Origin of the sequence: Nordella sp. HKS 07 (genome assembly GCF_011046735.1) — a bacterium.
Taxonomy (GTDB): Bacteria; Pseudomonadota; Alphaproteobacteria; order Rhizobiales; family Aestuariivirgaceae; genus Taklimakanibacter.
In genome coordinates this window covers 4,636,732-4,654,887 of sequence record NZ_CP049258.1, presented here as the reverse complement: position 1 = coordinate 4,654,887, position 18,156 = coordinate 4,636,732, and the positions used below count along the sequence as shown (strand labels likewise).

The window sequence follows — 18,156 nt, the reverse complement described above, 5'->3', positions numbered from 1 at the left end:
CCCGCGCATGCGGAGAAAGCGACGATCGTCAGAGCGGGCCGGTTCATCCCCGCGTGTGTGGGGAACGCCTTGGCACAGAGGATTACATCGCCATGCTTCGCGGGTCATCCCCCTGCATGCGGAGAACACTGATCCTCGAAAACGAAATGACTATGGTGAACCGGTTCATCCCCGCGTGTGCGGAGAACGCCACCAGGCATCGGTGGCGTTGTGCTGTGCGTACGGTTCATCTCCGCGTGTGCGGAGTACGCGCTCGCCTCCATGAAAATGATCTCGGCGATGACGGTTCATCCCCGCATGTGCGGGGAACGCGTCTGAACGCTGTCGATCGGCGCGCGATTGACCGGTTCATCCCGCGTGTGCGGGGAACGCGCCTACGAGCAGCGTATGACGGACCTCGAAGACGGTTCATCCCCGCGTGTGCGGGGAACGCCTTCCAGCCGGGCAGCAAGCCCACCGGACTGTCGGTTCATCCCCGCGTTTGAGGGGAACGCGAGCGTTATTCGATGCAGACCGACATCGAGCACGGTTCATCCCAGCGTGTGCGGGAAACGCACGGACAGCGACAACGACGGTATGAGCGATGCCGGTTCATCCCCGCGTGTGCGGGGAACGCTATTTGCGAGTTACCGAGTACTGCTTCCGGCTCGGTTCATCCCCGCGTGTGCGAGGAACGCGGCGTCAACAGCGTAACGAAGAAGTGGGAGCGCGGTTCATCCCCGCGTGTGCGGAGAACGCGCCAGCTCGCGGACATTGAAGGATTTGAGCATCGGCTCATCCCCGCATGAGCGGGGAACGCATGGTCATGGAGGCTCGGGCCGAGATCAACGACGGTTCATCCCCGCGTGCGTGTAGAAGCGCAAGCGCGGCAGGACCTTCACTTGGAACACCGATTCTTTCCAGCGTGTGTGGAAAGCGCTCTTACTAGAATCAATTGATCTATTTACTAGTCAAAGAGCGTACCGAAAGTTCCGCAGTTCGTTCCGGAAGGGACAATCAAGTGACAGGACGCCTCACGCCCTACGGATCAGCATCAGGCCGCAGCCGAAGGCGCGCGCGCGGCCGAAGCCTTTCGCCAGCCTGTCGAGGAAAGCCGCGGGATCGACCACGCGCAACTGGCCTTCAAAGGACAGTAGTGAAATGCGGATCTGACCTTTGCGGCTCTTGCCCGCAGGGGACGTGATGACCTTCTGGTCATAGCCGTCAATCGTCAACGCGGCCGAATCCAGGACAAAACCCGAGGCGGCCCCCTGGCGTTCCAGCCATCCCCGTCCCGCACTTTCAATGATTGAGCGGCGAGCCTCGGCCCGCGACCCCGGTAGAATTTTCGACAGCTCGGCCATGACGACGTCGTGGCGCCGCCCGCGTGGCTTGCGGCCATCTTCTCGGGGCCGGCTTTGGCTCACGGTAGGGTTCGCCAGCAAGGAGAAGAGCAGTATGTCCCCCTCTGTGAGATGGGGCTCGAAGGGCTTGGTTTCGACATCGAAGAGAACGGAATTCTGCGCCGGCGGACGATGCGACAGGATGTAGAATTTGGGCGATTTGGGCGACTGCGGGTCGCGGCGATAGAGAAAATCCCGTTGCGCGTCAGCATCATCGGCAAACAATGACCACATGAGGCGGTGATCGGCGTCGAGCCGGAGATCCTCGGCGTCGGGCAACAGCAGCCCGCCGAGCGCCGCGATAGACGGATCGGCCTTCAACGTGGCGCGGGAAAGGAACAGGGATGGTGCTGTCATGGCGAGACTCCGGTGCGCGGCAGGGGCGTCTCCAGTTCGTCACGAAGATCAAAACGCCAGGCCGCGCGGCTGGTGACCTGGTCGCGGCGTGATTGCCTTCGCGTGATCTCCGCCTCGCTGACGAGGCCTTGTGTAACGAAGATGGGGTCGAGGATCAGCCTCTCGCCGATGAAGAGCGGCCTCTCCGCGCGCGCGGCGTCATAGGCGGTGAAGCCGTCGGCCAGCGTGCCACAGTCGATGATGCGAGGATCGGGCGGCGCGCCGAGCGGGCAGGACTTGCGGCCGAGATAGAGTGTGAACAGAGGCTGACGCAGATTTTGAGCAATGGCGGCAAGCGAGGATGCCGGCACCGAAACGTCGCGTTCAGTGGCCGCGACGGTGAAGCGGCAGTCACTGCGATAGTCGCGCCGCGACAGGATCGTTTTTCTCTCTCCGGAAAGCTCATCGCGCCGGCTATGCCAGCCCCTGCCCTTGTCCCTGCCGGTGCGGGAGGGAGGTGTCTGCGCGGTGTGGTAGTCGGCAGTGGGGGCTCCTACCTTGTCGGTACGAATGGCAAAAGCCAGATTGGCCGCGAAAGCCTCAATCTCCGGGGCGCTGCGCTCCATGCCGAGCGCCGCGGCGAGAAGACCCGCCAGCGCCGAATGGGCCGGATGGAGGGCCGTCTCGCGCCGCTCGCCCACGGCAATGGCGCCGAAGGAGGCGAACGGAGCCAAGAGCTGGAAGAACAGGACTTCCGCCATCAGAGCCCCGTGACGGCGAAGGCGACGATATCCTTGAGGCTGCCCTCCCCCTTGGCGATATCCATGGTGCGGCAGTCGGTATCCTCGCCATAAGCCTTGGCAAATCTCTCGCGCAGCGTTTCAAGCGCCTTGATCGACCCCGCAATATGGCCCTGGGCGCCGCGGACCGGCGCTTCAAAGGCGGCGGCGAGGGTGCGCGGAGCGACATTACCCGCCTCGGCGATGATGAAGTGGGTGCGCGCGAAGCTTGCAAAGCGGGCCGACATGCCGCGCGGGCCGACGGTAGCGGCGGCTTCCACAAGCGCTTCCACCGCCTTGCGGGCCACATCCTTGTCGCCGCCAAGATTCTTCACAAGCAAAGCGCGGTCGATATTGATGTAGAGGTAGTAAACGCCGGAACCGAAGCCGGTTTCGCCGATGAAGCCGGCGCCGGCATCTTCTTCCTTCTTCTTCAAGTCGTCGCTGGCGGTGTAGTAATCGTCATCGACGGTGACCTGATGAGTTGTGAAGGCATGCGCCACCTGCACGGCGGCTTCACGGTTGAAGTCCGGCGAGTCGGCGAGCATGCGCCCGAACATGGCAATATCGGCAGCGGTGTCGATCTTGCGCAGCAGCAAGTCAGCGAGATCGGAGCTTTCTGCGGCCTTCTCTCCGGCGGCGCGCTTCTCGGCATAGGCAAGCGCGGCGGCGCGCTCCTCGCGTGAAATGAAGGCGAGCTGTTCGGTGTAAGCGGGATTCTTGTCGGTCTCCGCCTTGACCTTGCCGAAGGCGCCGGCGATTTCGCGGGCGATTTCCAGCGCCTTGTCGGCGGCGAGGCCTTTGCCTTTCAGATGATCCACGATCACGGCGCCAAGCCGCTGAGTCCGGTCGCCGCGATGATCCTCGAGCTTGCTCTGGAAAATTTCCGATGTGCGCCACGCCCGCTTCAGCGATTGGCTGGACTGGCGCAGCCGGCTGGCGCCGCCGATGATGGCGCTCTTGGGCTGACCGGTGTCGTCCCGATTGAGGTTGGAGGGCGGATAGAAGGTCAGAAGATGCAGTTGCAGGAAGCGTTTCATGTCGGACTCTCTGTTTTGATGGAGATCATGCGACGGGCGGCGTGGCGGGAGCGGGATCATCCGGCTCGCCGCCTGTTGCGTAGTAGTCGAAGATCAATCGACGCCGGACCTTGTCGGCGCCAAAATTGAGGATGATCGCCGAAAGGTCCGCCACATTGGCCTCGCCACCCAAAAGTCCGACGGCGCGGCGAAATGATGTCGCGATCTCTTCATCCGACGACGCGGCGAGGAGACGCCGAAAACGCAGGGGCTTCAGCTTGGCTGTCGATTCATCGTCGCTGAATTTGGCGCGGCCGATCTGGCGGCCGAACCGATATGGGTTGTCCCGGCGCACATGGGCGAGGATGCAGGCCAGAGCCGCCACGCGCTGAAGCTCGGCAGGATCGCTGCAGCCCAGCCGGCGGAATAGCCGCAAGACCGGCTCCTCGGCCATTGCCGCTATGACGCCCGAACGGCGCAGACGGGCGAGTCCCGCCCGGTCGGAGGGCCTGGATTTGCCGTCGGAATGGTCCTTCGCGCCGGTCATGCTGCGCCACCATTCGCGCGCGCGCAGGTGCCGGCTTTCGCTTTCGACAGTCATTTCTTGTCTCCAGAGGGCTTGCGGGTGGACCTGGCAGGCTTCGGCGATTTTGGTCTGGATTCTGGCGGTGGCAATCCGAGGTATGTGTAGAATGATCCGCCCACTTTGCCGAACCCTGCCAGAGCAGCGGTGAGACCGGCGCGAGCCTTCACGCTACGATCGATGAGTTTGTCCGGCAGATTTTCGAGCGGAACTTTTTCATCGAAGAGGCGAAGGGCCGTGCCGCGCAAGATCCGCAGCCACGCCGCACCGTCGAATGCAGCGCTCTCCTCGATCTGCCTCAGCGTCCCATAAAACTCATTTTCGGTTTCGGCATAGAAGCGTTCACGCAGCCCTTCATAGGGTGTGCTCTTGGCGTCGCCATGATCTCCCTCGAAGGCATGGCGGACTGAAGACGCGGTAAGTCTGGCCACCAGCTCGGCGCTGGCGACGAGGTTAGCGGCGGCTTGATAGAACTGCTGTTGCCACTCCGGTTTGGGAAGGAAGATCGGCATGCGCGCTTCGACAAAACCACGGGCCTTCATGTTGTCCATGTCGTATCCGGTGGCGGCCAGACGGGGATGGCGGCTGCCGAATCCGGGCAGAGACGGCAATCGTCCCGCGACAGCGATCGCAACGCATGAGGCGGGCCGGGCCATAGATGTGCCGAGACTCGCGAGCTTCGGCCAATCGCGATAGGCAATACCGCCCGGCTGCGGATGAACCGGCAGCCAGGAGGTATCATTGGCCTTCGCTTTGTAATAGGGCGACAGCCAATGCTCAAAGGCCGTATACATCACGCCATAAGGCCTGGTTCGATAGCTGGCCACCATACGTGGACTGGGCTTGCCGGTGAGCGGACAAGGCGGGCTCTTGCTGTCTTCCGCGAAGTCCAGGCGAATGCGGCGCGGCATGCCCCAGAAGGATTGCAGCTCATGCGAGTTTTCCGGCGAAACCTGGCGCGGCGGCTTGCCGTCTGAGGTGACGGTAGGCGCAAGCCATGGAAACACCAGCGGCAAAGCCTTTTCGGGCTTTCTCCACTTGCGTTTCGGCACATTGAGCCAGAGCTTCTGCCACAAAGTGGCGGTGGGATCGGCGGGCTCCACCAATGTGGTGAGAGGGCCGCCGCCGCGCAGCGATGTCCGATGGCCTGCCCCGCCCGACGGCGCATAAGTCTGCAAGGTGTAAAGTGCAATGGCGGCCGCCGGCAGCCCCAGATACGGAACCCGGCCGCGCTTCTGGAACAGGTCCTTGTTTTCCTTGAGGGTGTTGGCGCCGGGCGCTTCGATCAGCAAGGCCGATACGGGCGAAGCCTCGGCATCCTCCAGCACATCGAGATCCTGCAGGAAACGGGGGCCGTCGCCATCGAGATTGAAGCCGAACGCGAAGGGGGCGAAGGCGCGGTCGAGCTGGACAGTGTCGGGTGGGCTTTCCCACATCGCGTCGAATACATCGTCACTCTCGGGCGCCAGAGCCGTGGCCAGAAGTCCGATGAGGAATTCGCGTGAAGCGGCATCGAAATCGGGACGTCCCCAGGCAAAATCCGCGACCGGGTCTTCGGGGGCAGCGGTAATCTCGGCGGGCCTGATCCAAACGACGGTCCCGCCGGAGCGCCGACGAACGGGAAGCCACGGCTCGTGAAGGAGATTGTAGGAGGCGGACAACGACATTGTCTGTTCCTGTTTTGCCACACATTCGAACAGCCGATGAGCAAGATTGACAGTGCCAAAGATGGCTTACCCACAGGATTATGTCAGCGCGTCCAGAGGCGCAGGCGGAATCGGCGACGCGAACCTCGGGTTGCATGCGCAAGGCCCCGTTGCCGTTCACACGTCACGCGGGCTGGTGCAAGGCCTGGGAGGCCAAGACATAAGTGGATACTCCCTGCCTGGTAGGTCAGACGCTCAGCCAGGACCTTCCCATGCAAGACCGCATTGCGACGCATAAGAAGCGCCACGCGTCTGATTGCGATCATCGAGGAGGGATAGCCTCGAGTCGATGATCGGCAGGACGACCGCGGCATCGCCCTGTTCGCGCCACAGTCGCTCGATCGCGAGCGCCGCCTGTTCCACGCTTGTCGGGACAGCGCCACGGCCCGTGGCGCGCCTGCGCGCGATACTCATCTCAGACAGTGCCCAAGCCAGCATGGAATTGCCGGATGCTCCCGCTGTTGCATACGGAATGAGGGCACCATCTTGCCAGTGGGCGAGGCGAAACAGCGTCTGCGGTTCCCCCAACCGCGTTGGTATGGCGATATCGCTATTCCATGCTGCATTCCTTGAACCTGCATAGCCGTCCTCCAACGGCAGGACATTCTGCTTCGCCTGAGAAGTCTCCGCGCTTTCCCTGCCTTCGCTGAAGTCGGCGTTGTCGGTCAGCGCGGCAGGAATCTCGACATCGAATGCTCCGTAAACGGACTCGATCAGATCCCGAAGATTATCCGGCGACCTGATCGTGCCAGCCTCGAATAGTACCTTCGCGCTTTTCCACAACACGGCGTGATTCCTGTAGACATAGGCGCCACGAGGAAAGGCCGCCGCTGCCCAGGTCTTATGGATGTCGATCAAGGGCTCCGGCGAGACAACCAAGAGTTCAGGACCAGGAACTGGACGATCGCCACGCGAGTGACGCCACAGCCTGCCAGCCCGCTGGATAAGCAGATCGATGGGAGCGAGATCGCTCGCCATCACATCGAAATCGAGATCCAGCGATTGCTCCACCACCTGGGTGGCGACCAAGATCCTCCCGCGTCGCTGGTCCCGCGTCGAGTGCTTGCCGAATACGCGCAGCACTTCGCGCTCGACGGCCAACCGGTCCGCCATGACGAAGCGGGCATGGAACAAGAGAGGCTCCAACCCCTCGTCCTTCAAACCCTGCCAGGCCTCGATGGCATCATCGACACTATTGCGGATATAGACCGCGCAGGCTCCTGCCCTGGTCGCGGCGGCGATCCGCGACAACGCTTCATCGCGGTTTTCAAGGCGGGTGGCTTTCACACTGCGGCTCGTGCCTACGTGTGGCGCTACAGGATTCGAAACGGGCTCGCGGTTCGCGGAGACGGTCGTGAACAAGGGATAGGATAAAGTATCGAGACTGACCGTGTCGTCATGGCCAAGATTGCGGAAGGCACGGGCATATTTCTCTTTCATGCCGCGTGGCAGGGTGGCCGAAAGAACGATGGCCGAGCCACCGGCGGCGGCATGGAAGGCGAGAAGCGTCTCGACTTCCTTTTGCATATAGGCGTCATAGGCATGCGCCTCGTCGATGATCAGAATCTTGCTCGCGATGCCGGCAAGTCGCAAAGTGGCATATCGGCTGGGAAGAACGGCCAGCAACGCCTGATCGACCGTGCCCACCCCCACTTCGGCAAGAAACACCTTGCGGCGGTCATCGGCGAAGAAGGCCGCGCAGATCACGCCGACGGATTCCTCATCGTGGATCTCCGCGACATCCCCATCGGGCAGGATCGAGTCGCAGAAAAGTGGGTTCAGTCTTCGCCGGCCATGTGCCAGCGCCAGAGACGGCAAGGCGCCAGTCGCGAACAGCCGGCGATACTGCTCCGCCATACGCGAATACATGGCATCCGCCGTGGCTGTGGTGGGGAGCGCGATGAAGATACCGGCGCCTTTGGCCTGCTGCATCATACGGCGGGCAAGCACAAGGGCGGCTTCGGTCTTGCCGGAACCGGTCGTGTCTTCGATCATCACCAGTAACGGGCCGTCAGGTAATGGAAGTCCGACGGCCATATGTTGGGCAGGCGTCGCCTGCCAACCGTCCTCCAGCAGTCCAGTGCTGCCCGGTTCGATACTTGGCTGCGCCGGCTCAAGCCGGAGCCTCGCAATGGCAGCGAGCGCCGTGGGCCGCGCTACGTTCAACCAGTATTCCCGAGGCGAAAGCTCCGGTAGGCGAAACGCGAAGTCCCGGCCAGAGCCGATCCAATCGGCCAGCGAGACCAGACCTGACAAGAGCCAGCTCAGCGTCCTGGCGCTGCGACCGTCGATGCTTGGCAAAGGCGGCGACGGGTCGAAAGCAGCCAGGATAGAGGTTGCAACAAGCGCAGCGTCACCCGCGCGCACAAATTTTGGAACGGACATTGGCGTTCCATTCGCGATCCGGTCCATCGGTTTCCCGTGATGATAGGCGATGGCAAGCAGCAGGCTGTGCACTGCTCTGCGATTCGACGCGCCTTTGATGCCATCGAGGAAAGTGGCGTGGCCATCCTCAACCAGGAGTCTGGCGCTTCCTTCGGCATGGTCGTATCTGTTCTGCCGCCCTGGCCAAGCGCCCAGCAGCGCCGCAGGCCAGGCCTGCTCGACCTTTGCCTGAAATCCCACCGCCACTTTCCCAAGATCATGAAGCGCCACCAGTGCCGTGAGCGCCGGAGCAATCGCGGCAATAGGCGCGCCGAAACTTCTCTCGAAAACGCGCCAGTAACCGAAGCGGTCCGACAACAGCAGTTCGAACATCGCCGCCACATCCAGGCTGTGATAGACCAGCGGATGGCTGCGCACCTCGCCGTCCGGCCGGGTCTTGGACCAGAAATGCAACGATTCTTCCATCGGTGCCGAGCATAAGTGAGCTTTTGCGTTCAGCCAATTGGCTCGTCGCCACCTCCTCCCAAAGGCGGGAGAAGGGAAATATCCGGTGGGGCCTTCAAGTCCATTGCCGGCCCCCTTTCCTTCTCCCGCAAGCAAGCGGGAGAAGGTGCGCGAAGCGCGGATGAGGGGGTTAGCTCCGCTGGCGACAGCCTGCCAAAAAAGGCGGTAGTGGATTGTTGTGCTAACCAAACATGAGACGAAAAGAAGTATCCGGATGGAAAGGGACACCCTCATCCGGCCTTTGGCCACCTTCTCCCGCAAGCGGGAGAAGGGGAAAATCCGGAAGCGCCGATCTTTTCGCTCGACCGCGACATGAAACTGCGAAAGCAGTCTCTTTGCTCTCGCAGCCCCTCATAGGCTATACGCGTCTCATCGTTGAGGATTGAAAGAGCGTAAGATGACCATTGCGGATGACGACTATGTCTATGACGATGAAACCGGCGAGTGGATCACTGCCGCCGAAGCGGCGGCAAAGCGCGCCCCGGACACGGTCGAGGTCCGCGACGCCGTCGGCAATCTGCTCGCCGATGGCGACAGCGTCGTTCTCACCAAAGACCTGAAGGTCAAGGGGGCCGGCCAGACGCTGCGGCGCGGCACGGTCATCAAATCCATCCGCCTGACCGGGGACGCGCAGGAGATCGATTGCCGTCACGAGAGCATCAAGGGCCTCGTGCTACGCGCCGAATTCGTCCGCAAGCGTTAGAGCGGCGGACCGCGACGTGAGGGCAATGGAAAAATCACGGCCACCTCAGCGCATGAGGTGACCGTGATCAATGATGAGATCACTCGGCGGCTTCGGCCGACTCGTCGTCATCGGTGTGCGGACGCAGCGCCTGCTCCTTCTTGAGCTCCTCGGCGACCAGGAAAGACAGTTCCAGCGCCTGCGCCGCATTGAGGCGCGGGTCGCAGAACGTGTGGTAGCGGTCGTTCAGATCCTCGTCGGAAAGTGCGCGCACGCCACCGGTGCATTCGGTGACGTCCTTGCCGGTCATCTCGACATGGATGCCGCCGGCATGGGTGCCTTCCGCCTGATGCACCGCCATGAAACGGCGCAGTTCCGCCAGCACCTGGTCGAAGGGCCGCGTCTTGTAGCCCGAGCGCGACTTGATGGTGTTGCCATGCATCGGGTCGCAGGACCACACGACGATGCGGCCCTCGCGCTTCACCGCGCGGATGAGCTCGGGCAGATGCTTGTCCACCTTGTCGGCGCCGAAGCGGGTGATCAGCGTCATCCGGCCCGGCTCGTTGTCCGGGTTGAGGATGTCGATCAGCCGGATCAGCTCGGCGGGGCTCAGCGAGGGGCCGCATTTGAGGCCGATCGGATTCTTCACGCCGCGGCAGAACTCAACATGGGCATGGTCGGGCTGACGGGTGCGGTCGCCGATCCACATCATGTGGCCGGAGGTCGCGTACCAGTCGCCGCTGGTCGAATCGACGCGGGTCAGCGCCTGCTCATAGCCCAGCAGCAGCGCCTCATGGCTGGTGAAGAATTCGGTCGAGCGCAGCTGCGGCGCCGTGTCGGGATTGACGCCGCAGGCGCGCATGAAGCCCAGGGCCTCGGTGATGCGGTCGGCCAGCGCCTGATAGCGCTCCCAGGCCGGCCCGTCCTTGAGGAAACCCAGCGTCCATTTGTGGACATGCTCCAGATTGGCGTAGCCGCCCTGGGCGAAAGCCCTGAGCAAATTGAGGGTCGCCGCCGACTGCCGGTAGGCCATGATCTGGCGCTCGGGATCGGGGCGGCGCGCCGCCGCCGTGGCGGCATAGTCATTGACGATGTCGCCCCGATAGATCGGCAGTTCCTCGCCATTGACCGTCTCGGTCGGAGACGAGCGCGGCTTGGCGAACTGGCCGGCAATGCGGCCGACCTTCACGACGGGCTGGCTGCCGGCGAAAGTCAGGACCACCGCCATCTGCAGGAAAACGCGGAAGAAATCGCGGATATTGTCGGCCGAATGCTCGGCGAAGCTCTCGGCGCAGTCGCCGCCCTGGAGCAGGAAACCCTTGCCTTCGGAAACCTTGGCGAGCTTGCGCTTGAGCTTGCGGGCCTCGCCTGCAAAAACCAGCGGCGGATACCCTGCCAGCTGCTTCTCGACGTCCGCGAGCTTCGCGGCATCGTCATAAGCAGGCAGCTGCATGACCGGAAGGTTGCGCCATGAGCCGGGTGTCCAGGCCTTCGCCATTGTTCTCACTCCACATTCGTCTATGTGCTTCCATCGCCGCAGGCGGACAACCTCGGCGGGAAGCGTTGATTTACCAAGGTATTCTTCCCAGGGGTCCGGGGCTTATACACAGCTCGGGGAATGAGCGCCAGTTTGGCCTTCCCGGGCTTGCGAATGGATCCTTAAGCCCTGTCGGGCATCATCCCTATACAGGCTCGAACGGGATCCCGCCATGCAAGAAATTTTCGTCCAATCCCAATGGGATACGCTGCTCGCCTTCCTGAAGGAAGGCCGCCCGCCGACCTGGCTTCTCCTGGCGCTGGTCAATGGCGGCATCCTGGCGATCTGGCTCTATTCGCGCTTCAAGGGCAGAAACCGGCTCAACCCGGTGACCGTCAATCTGATGCGGTTCCTGTTCATCGCCCTCAATACGGCGGCGATATTCCGCGAGGAAACGCTCAGGCTGGCGCGGCCGTTCCTGAAGTATTTTATTTGAGATCGGTTTCGAGGAGGCGCCGGAAGGCGGCCTCGGCGGAACTATAGGCTTCCTGGCGCGCGACGCTCCAATAGGTCAATTGCTCGATCTTGATCGGCAGGCCGGTCACCGCGCACAAGACATGATCGCCCTCGCTCAACACCTGGAAATCGGCGTCGAGATAGCGGATCTTTGCCTCGCGACCGCGCGGCAGAAAGGGTTCATGCCTGTTCATGACCCGTCAAATAGCGCCTCTGGCGCGCTAGAACAATGACCCTTGTCCGCCTTCACGCGGTTTTGCGGTCCGCCCGGGCTGCGATGAGTGACCATGAGCCTGCGCCTCGATCTCGCCGTCATGGAACTCGATGCGCAGCTCCTGGCCTGGCTTCACTTGCGCCGCGGCGCTCAGGGGCTCCCGCTCGGCGCTGCGCACCAGCGCATAGCCCCTCTGCAGGACGGATTTGTAGGAGAGCGAGGTCAGAAGCTTGCCGCTCGCCGTCAAGCGCGTGCCGCGCAGCTCGATGACGCGCCGGATATCGCGGCGCAGCGTCGCGCCATGACGGGTGAGCAGCCGTGTCTGCTCGGCGAGATTGCGCCGCAACGACACCGGCGTCAGCCGGGCCGCCGCATTCTCGAAATCGCGGCGATGCAGCAAGGTATTCTTGACCAGCGCCGAGCGCAAGCGGCCCGACACGGAATCGAAACGCTGGCGCGCCAGCGCCAATATGTCGTCGGGGCGCGGCAAAGCGCGCGCGGCGGCGCGGATGCGGGTCCGCCGTTCCGTCATCAGGCGCTTCAGGCCACGCTCATGGCGGGCGGCGAGGGAAGCGACCTGCGCTAGCAGGTCGGCGCGCACCGGCACGGCGCGCTCGGCCGCCGCCGTCGGCGTCGGGGCCCGCTCATCCGCCACATGATCGATGAGGGTCCAGTCGGTCTCGTGGCCGACCGCCGCGATCAGCGGGATCGTGCTCGCCGCCACCGCACGCACAACGATCTCCTCGTTGAAACCCCAGAGATCCTCGAGACTGCCGCCGCCCCTGGCGACGATGAGCAGATCGGGCATTCTCGCCATGGCGTTGAAGCCACGTATAGCGTTGGCCACTTCGGCGGCCGAGGTCTCGCCCTGGACGCGCACCGGCCACACCATCACATGGCGGGGAAAGCGGTCGTTGAGGCGATGCAGGATGTCGCGGATCACCGCCCCTGTCGGTGAGGTCACGACCCCGATGACGCGCGGCAGAAACGGAATGGGCTTCTTGCGCGCCGCATCGAACAGGCCTTCAGCGGCCAGCTTGCGCTTGCGCTCCTCGAGCAGCGCCATGAGGGCGCCCGCCCCCGCCGGCTCCACCGCCTCGATGACGATCTGGTAGGACGACTTGCCGGGATAGGAGGTGAGCTTGCCAGTGGCGACGACCTCGAGGCCTTCCTGCAGCTTGGACTTCAGCCGCGAGAAGGTGCCGCGCCAGACCACCGCGTCGATGCGCGCCGTCTGGTCCTTCAGGCTGAAATAGCAATGGCCGGAGGAATGCGGCCCACGAAAGCCCGAAATCTCGCCGCGCACCCGCACATGTCCGAAAGTGTCCTCGAGCGTGCGCTTGAGCGCGAAGGAAATCTCGGAAACGGTGAACTCCGCGACATTGGGCTTGGCCGCCTCGCGAAGTTCACCGGTCTCTGGGTCATGATCGATCATGCCCGACACTTGCCATGTCGGGACGCCATGTCAATCGTCAGCTTTTATTTAGCGCCTGGCGTGGATGTGCTAGCGGCAGGGCAGGGTTTCACCCGAATAGGTCACATAGGTGCCGGTATCGGGATCGAAGGAGCGGTATTTGGCCGAGCAATAGCTCAACCATTCGTCGCTGCCGACTTCCGCCCGCGCGGACGGCCGCACCGTCACGGTGACGCGCTCGTCGCTTCTCGGCACGACATAGGCCATGCGGTCGGTGCGCATGCAGTCTCGATACGCACGGTCATAGGCGTCGCTATAACGTTCCTCGGCGCCGGCGCCGCCGGTGATGACCGTGTCGAGGGTTCCGATCACCACGCCGTCGATAATGCCGCGGCGCGGCGCTTCGGCAGCCGCGACGTCACGCGCATAAGCGGCACAGGATGCCGGACCAGCGGTCGCGGCGGTAGAAGTGAAACCGACGGCCAGTGCCGCAAGTGCCGCGGCTCCAAGCATAGGTTTGACCAGAGGTCGCATAAACATATCTTCCTCCTATTGCGGATCACCGCCCTCGCACGCTAACGGCTCGCCCCGCACTCCAGTTCCGAAAAAATGGACTTTTCGCCGGCCCTGAATCTCGCCATAGGACGCCCATAAGGATGCCTCAATGACGCCACTCAATGTTCTCCTCATCGGTTCCGGCGGGCGCGAGCACGCCTTGGCCTGGGCGATTTCCGCCAGCCCCCTCCTCGGCAAGCTCTTCTGCGCGCCCGGCAATCCCGGCATCGCGCGGCATGCGAGCTGCGTCGCGATCGACATTGCGGATCATGCGGCCGTCGTCGCCTTCTGCCGCGACAACGCGATCGGCTTTGTCGTCGTCGGTCCCGAGGCGCCGCTCGTGGCGGGTATCGCCGATGATCTGAGAGCCGCCGGCATCAAGGTGTTCGGCCCTTCCAAGGCAGCGGCCCAGCTCGAAGGCTCGAAAGGTTTCACCAAGGATTTCTGTGCCGAGTTCGCCATACCGACCGGCGCCTATGGTCGTTTCACCGACAAGGCCGCGGCGCTTAGCTATGCACGCGCCAAAGGCGCCCCCATCGTGATCAAGGCCGACGGGCTCGCCGCCGGCAAGGGCGTCACCGTCGCCATGACGCTCGACGAAGCGATCGCTGCGATCGACGACATCTTCGCCGGGCAGTTCGGCGCGGCGGAATGCGTGATCGAGGAATTCCTCGACGGGGAGGAGGCGAGCTTCTTCGCTCTATGCGACGGTGAACATGCCGTGGCGCTGACGGCCGCCCAGGACCACAAGCGCGTCGGCGACGGCGACACCGGACCCAATACCGGCGGCATGGGCGCCTATTCGCCGGCGCCGATCGTGACCGACGCCGTCGCGGAGCGCGTGATGGCCGAGATCATCCGCCCCACCGTCGCCGGCATGGCCAAACGCGGAACGCCGTTCAAGGGCGTGCTGTTCGCCGGCCTCATGATTGGCAGGAACGGCCCTAAGCTCATCGAATACAATGTCCGTTTCGGCGATCCCGAATGCCAGGTGATGATGCTGCGCCTCAAGGACGATATCCTTACCTTGCTGCTCGCCTCCGCCGACGGCACGCTCGATCGGGTTTCGGTGCGCTGGCGCAACGACACGGCACTTTCGGTCGTCATGGCGACCAAGGGCTATCCGGGCTCATACGGAAAAGGCAGCGAGATCCGCAATCTCGAGGCGGCCGGCGCAGGCGACGACATCGAGATCTTCCATGCGGGCACGGCGCTCAAGGACGGCAAGCTTGTCGCCAATGGTGGGCGCGTGCTCAATGTCGCGGCGCTGGGCAAGGATGCGGCGCAGGCGCAGCGGCGCGCCTATGAGGCGGTCGACCGCATCGACTGGCCGGACGGCTTCTGCCGCCGTGACATCGGCTGGCGGGCAATCCAGGGCAGATGAACGATCCCCTCACCCTGATGACCGATTTCACCCGCTGGCTGGTCGAGACAGCAGCGGAAACCCGCGACATGCGGGCCGGCGAGTTGCACCGGCTGCTCTGCGATAAGCTGGTCGCGCTCGGGATTCCCCTGTGGCGCTCCTCGCTCGGCCTCGAACTGCTCAATCCCGAGTTCGAGGGCGTCCAGCTGCGCTGGGTCGCCCATGAGGCAAGCATCGACACACTGCCGCGCGGCGGCGACTGGTCGGATTACGAGAACAGTCCGGCGCAGATCGTCGACAATACGGGCAAGCCTTATCGCCGCAAGCTCGATGCGCCGGTCACCGACCTGGCGCTGCTCGAGGATCTGCGGCGCGACGGCGCCACGGATTATCTCATCGTGCCCCTGCCTTTCCTCGACCAGCAGAGGACGGCGCATATCTCCTTCGCCAGCCAGAAGCCCGGCGGCTTCTCGGATCGCGAGATTGCCGCGCTCAGCGATGCCGCCTTGCTGCTCACGCCCTATGCCGAGCGTTTCATGTGGAGGCGCAGCAGCGACACGCTGCTCACCACCTATGTCGGGCGCCGCAGCGCCGCCAAGGTCTTCGGCGGCGCCCTCGACCGCGGCAAGGCGGAAATAATCACCGCCACCATCCTGATCGCCGACATGCGCGGCTTCACGCAATATTCCGACACGCGCCCGATCGGCAATGTGCTGTCGACGCTGAACGACTTCTTCGATGCGCTGGTGGCGGCGATCGAGGCGCAAGGCGGCGAGGTGCTGAAATTCATCGGCGACGCGCTGCTCGCGATCTTTCCGGCGAATGACGGACAGCCGGTGCCGACCGCCCCCGCCATCGCCGCCGCCCTCGACATCAGACACAGGATCGCGGCGCTCAATGTGGAACGGACGACAGCCAGCCGCACCCAAATACGCTTCGGCCTGGCGCTCGACGCCGGCGAGATCGCCTATGGCAATATCGGCAGCCGGACACGGCTCGATTTCACCGCCATCGGCCCGGCGATCAACCGGGCGAGCCGCCTGATCGAGCTCGCCAAGCGGCTCGACCGCGACATCGTCGTCTCCGAAAGCTTCGCCGGCGCGGCGCAAGGTTTCGACTTCCAGAATCTCGGCCATCATCGCGTGCGCGACATCGCCGAAACCCAACCTGTCTTCGCCATCGCCTGACCGCGATCTAGAGGCTTGAGCCCAGGCCCGCATTTGGCGAGAATACCTCGCATCTGTCCGGGAGCGCGCCATGTCGGATCTCTTTCCAAATACGCGGGAATATCGCCACCGAAGCGGGGAGGCGGAGATCTTCGCGCGCATCGGCGGCGAAGGCCCGCCTTTGCTGCTTCTGCACGGCTATCCGCAGACCCATGCAATGTGGCACGCGGTGGCGCCCACCCTCATGGCGCAATTCACCTGCATTATGCCCGATCTGCGCGGCTACGGCCTCTCCTCCTGCCCCGCCAATGCGCCCGGCAACCGCCCCTACTCCAAACGCGTGATGGCGGACGACATGCTGGCGCTGATGCGCGATCTCGGCCATGAACGCTTCGCCGTCGTCGCTCATGACCGCGGCGCCCGTGTCGGCTACCGCCTGGCCCTCGATCATGCCGCGCCCGTCAAAAGCCTCAGCCTTCTCGACATCATGTCGACCTATGACATGTGGCACGGCTTCTCCGTGCCGCTCGCCATGAAGGCCTATCACTGGCTGTTCCTGGCGCAGCCGCATCCGCTCCCTGAGATGCTGATCGAGACGGCGCCCATCGCCTTCCTCGACTACACGCTGGCGCGCTGGACCAAGGCCAAGGATCTATCCGCCTTCGCGCCTGCGGCACTCGCCGAATACCGGCTGCATTTCTCGACGCCCGAGCATATCCATGCCACTTGCAACGACTATCGCGCCGGCCAGAGCATCGATCTGGCCGATGACGAGGCGGACGCGGCAGCGGGCCGCAAGATGTCCTGCCCGCTTCAGGTCCTGTGGGGCGACAGCGGCATTCCGGGCGACATGAACGATCCCTCCGCGTCATGGCGGCGCTGGGCAGACCGGATCGAAACAGGGATCGTCGCTTCAGGCCACTTCCTGCCCGAAGAGAACCCGCAAGCGACGCTCGACCATCTGCTGCCATTCCTCACCCGGACGGCCCGCTTGTGATGGCGCGGGAGCTCGACCGCCAGTCGGCCTTTTCGGGCACGCGCCCGGCGACTGACGAGATCGACGGGGACAGGCTTGCCCGCTATCTGGCCGATCATGTCGCTGGCTTTCGCGGCCCTCTCGGCCTCGCCCGCTTCAAAGGCGGGCAATCCAATCCGACCTATCTGCTGACAGCGGAAAGCGGGCGCTATGTGCTCAGACGCAAGCCGGCGGGCAAACTTCTGCCGTCGGCCCATGCGATCGAGCGCGAATACCGCGTCACCACAGCTCTTGCGACAGAGGATTTCCCGGTAGCGCTTCCACTACATTATTGTGCCGATCCCGGCGTCATCGGCACTGAATTCTATGTCATGGCTCATGTGGCGGGCCGGGTCTTCTGGGAGCCCTGGGCGCCGGGCCTCGCCGGCAGCGAGCGGGCACAGCTGTTCTCGACGCTCAACCGGACGATCGCGCGTCTCCACAGTGTCGACCCCAATTCGCTCGGCCTCGCCGATTTCGGCAAGGGCGAAGGTTATGTGACACGCCAGATCAAGCGCTGGTCGGAACAATATCGGACCTCGCAGAGCGAACCCATCGAAGAGATGGACCGGCTCACCGCCTGGCTTCCCCAGGCCTGTCCGGCGCAGTCCACCACGTCTATCGTCCATGGCGACTTCCGCCTCGACAATTGCATCATCGCTCCCGATGGGCCGCGCATGGCCGCGGTGCTCGACTGGGAGCTGGCGACGCTGGGCGATCCCCTCGCCGACTACACCTACCATCTTATGATGTGGTGGATGCCGCGCTCCGAGCGTGGCGCCGGCGTCGGCTCGCTCTTGGGCCACGAGCAGGAGCCTGGAATTCCGGCGATCGACGCCTATATCCAGGAGTACTGCGCAATGACCGGACGCGACGGTATTCCCCATATCGATGTCTATCTCTCCTATAATTTCTTCCGCATCGCCGCCATCCTGCAGGGCATTGTCGGGCGGGTGCGCGACGGCACCGCGGCGAACCGGAATGCCGCCCTTATGGCGAGCGAAATCCGCCCCTTGGCCCAGACGGCCTGGCGTTTCGCCGAGCAGGCGGGCGCCTGAGC

The 18,156-nt window shown here is 63.7% G+C and carries 16 protein-coding genes and 1 CRISPR repeat array (1 of these 17 only partly in view); of the genes, 6 read left to right on the top strand and 10 right to left on the bottom strand.

Features of this window, described 5'->3' with window-relative positions; genetic code table 11:
- A CRISPR array of direct repeats spans nucleotides 1–919; the repeat unit is 29 nt; unit sequence CGGTTCATCCCCGCGTGTGCGGGGAACGC; it reaches 1,961 nt to the left of the window's first position.
- Nucleotides 920–1,013: 94 nt separating this feature from the next.
- The 6 genes from cas6e to cas3 all read right to left on the bottom strand — a co-directional run bounded on the left by cas6e (nucleotide 1,014) and on the right by cas3 (nucleotide 8,655).
- Entirely contained in the window at nucleotides 1,014–1,739 is a 726-nt protein-coding gene (cas6e, locus tag G5V57_RS21915) for a type I-E CRISPR-associated protein Cas6/Cse3/CasE (protein WP_165169666.1), read from the bottom strand.
- Nucleotides 1,736–2,479, bottom strand: coding sequence for a type I-E CRISPR-associated protein Cas5/CasD (gene cas5e / locus G5V57_RS21910; RefSeq protein WP_165169665.1), 744 nt, complete (start codon nucleotides 2,477–2,479; stop codon nucleotides 1,736–1,738). Before cas5e ends, cas6e begins: the two co-directional genes overlap by 4 nt.
- Complete coding sequence (gene cas7e / locus G5V57_RS21905) at nucleotides 2,479–3,537, bottom strand: type I-E CRISPR-associated protein Cas7/Cse4/CasC (protein WP_165169664.1); 1,059 nt, start codon at nucleotides 3,535–3,537, stop codon at nucleotides 2,479–2,481. The genes cas5e and cas7e overlap by 1 nt, the downstream gene beginning before the upstream one ends.
- 25 nt (nucleotides 3,538–3,562) lie before the next feature.
- Entirely contained in the window at nucleotides 3,563–4,117 is a 555-nt protein-coding gene (casB, locus tag G5V57_RS21900; RefSeq protein WP_165169663.1) for a type I-E CRISPR-associated protein Cse2/CasB, read from the bottom strand.
- Nucleotides 4,114–5,766 (bottom strand): type I-E CRISPR-associated protein Cse1/CasA, encoded by a 1,653-nt coding sequence (gene casA / locus G5V57_RS21895; RefSeq protein WP_165169662.1) that lies wholly within the window; start codon nucleotides 5,764–5,766, stop codon nucleotides 4,114–4,116. The genes casB and casA overlap by 4 nt, the downstream gene beginning before the upstream one ends.
- A gap of 234 nt (nucleotides 5,767–6,000) precedes the next feature.
- Nucleotides 6,001–8,655 carry a CRISPR-associated helicase Cas3' gene (gene cas3, locus G5V57_RS21890; RefSeq protein ID WP_165169661.1) on the bottom strand — a complete coding sequence of 885 codons (2,655 nt, stop codon included), beginning with the start codon at nucleotides 8,653–8,655 and terminating at the stop codon, nucleotides 6,001–6,003.
- 436 nt (nucleotides 8,656–9,091) lie between these two features.
- Between cas3 and G5V57_RS21885 the strand changes: the two genes are divergently transcribed.
- Complete coding sequence (locus tag G5V57_RS21885; RefSeq protein ID WP_206530089.1) at nucleotides 9,092–9,397, top strand: alkylphosphonate utilization protein; 306 nt, start codon at nucleotides 9,092–9,094, stop codon at nucleotides 9,395–9,397.
- A gap of 79 nt (nucleotides 9,398–9,476) precedes the next feature.
- Here G5V57_RS21885 and G5V57_RS21880 read toward each other — a convergent pair whose 3' ends face one another.
- A complete protein-coding gene (locus G5V57_RS21880; RefSeq protein ID WP_165169660.1) occupies nucleotides 9,477–10,874 on the bottom strand; it encodes a class II 3-deoxy-7-phosphoheptulonate synthase in 1,398 nt (465 codons plus the stop codon).
- 211 nt (nucleotides 10,875–11,085) lie between these two features.
- On the opposite strand from G5V57_RS21880, the gene G5V57_RS21875 reads away from it, so the two are divergent.
- Nucleotides 11,086–11,349, top strand: a complete 264-nt coding sequence (locus G5V57_RS21875) for a hypothetical protein (protein ID WP_165169659.1) — start codon at nucleotides 11,086–11,088, stop codon at nucleotides 11,347–11,349.
- Here the strand turns inward: G5V57_RS21875 and G5V57_RS21870 are convergent.
- From G5V57_RS21870 to G5V57_RS21860, 3 genes are all read right to left on the bottom strand, one after another.
- A complete protein-coding gene (locus G5V57_RS21870; protein ID WP_165169658.1) occupies nucleotides 11,342–11,563 on the bottom strand; it encodes a DUF2093 domain-containing protein in 222 nt (73 codons plus the stop codon). The genes G5V57_RS21875 and G5V57_RS21870 overlap by 8 nt on opposite strands.
- Nucleotides 11,564–11,590: 27 nt before the next feature.
- On the bottom strand, nucleotides 11,591–13,018 hold the full coding sequence (gene xseA / locus G5V57_RS21865; RefSeq protein ID WP_165169657.1) for an exodeoxyribonuclease VII large subunit: 1,428 nt from the start codon (nucleotides 13,016–13,018) through the stop codon (nucleotides 11,591–11,593).
- Nucleotides 13,019–13,087: 69 nt separating this feature from the next.
- Nucleotides 13,088–13,537 (bottom strand): BA14K family protein, encoded by a 450-nt coding sequence (locus tag G5V57_RS21860; RefSeq protein WP_165169656.1) that lies wholly within the window; start codon nucleotides 13,535–13,537, stop codon nucleotides 13,088–13,090.
- Nucleotides 13,538–13,661: 124 nt separating this feature from the next.
- On the opposite strand from G5V57_RS21860, the gene purD reads away from it, so the two are divergent.
- The 4 genes from purD (at nucleotide 13,662) to G5V57_RS21840 (ending at nucleotide 18,154) form a co-directional block, all read left to right on the top strand.
- Nucleotides 13,662–14,936: a phosphoribosylamine--glycine ligase gene (gene purD / locus G5V57_RS21855; RefSeq protein WP_165169655.1), complete on the top strand. Its 1,275-nt coding sequence runs from the start codon at nucleotides 13,662–13,664 to the stop codon at nucleotides 14,934–14,936.
- Nucleotides 14,933–16,102 (top strand): adenylate/guanylate cyclase domain-containing protein, encoded by a 1,170-nt coding sequence (locus tag G5V57_RS21850; protein ID WP_165169654.1) that lies wholly within the window; start codon nucleotides 14,933–14,935, stop codon nucleotides 16,100–16,102. Before purD ends, G5V57_RS21850 begins: the two co-directional genes overlap by 4 nt.
- A gap of 70 nt (nucleotides 16,103–16,172) precedes the next feature.
- Entirely contained in the window at nucleotides 16,173–17,078 is a 906-nt protein-coding gene (locus G5V57_RS21845) for an alpha/beta fold hydrolase (RefSeq protein ID WP_165169653.1), read from the top strand.
- On the top strand, nucleotides 17,078–18,154 hold the full coding sequence (locus G5V57_RS21840; protein ID WP_165169652.1) for a phosphotransferase family protein: 1,077 nt from the start codon (nucleotides 17,078–17,080) through the stop codon (nucleotides 18,152–18,154). The genes G5V57_RS21845 and G5V57_RS21840 overlap by 1 nt, the downstream gene beginning before the upstream one ends.
- The last annotated feature ends 2 nt before the right edge of the window (nucleotides 18,155–18,156 follow it).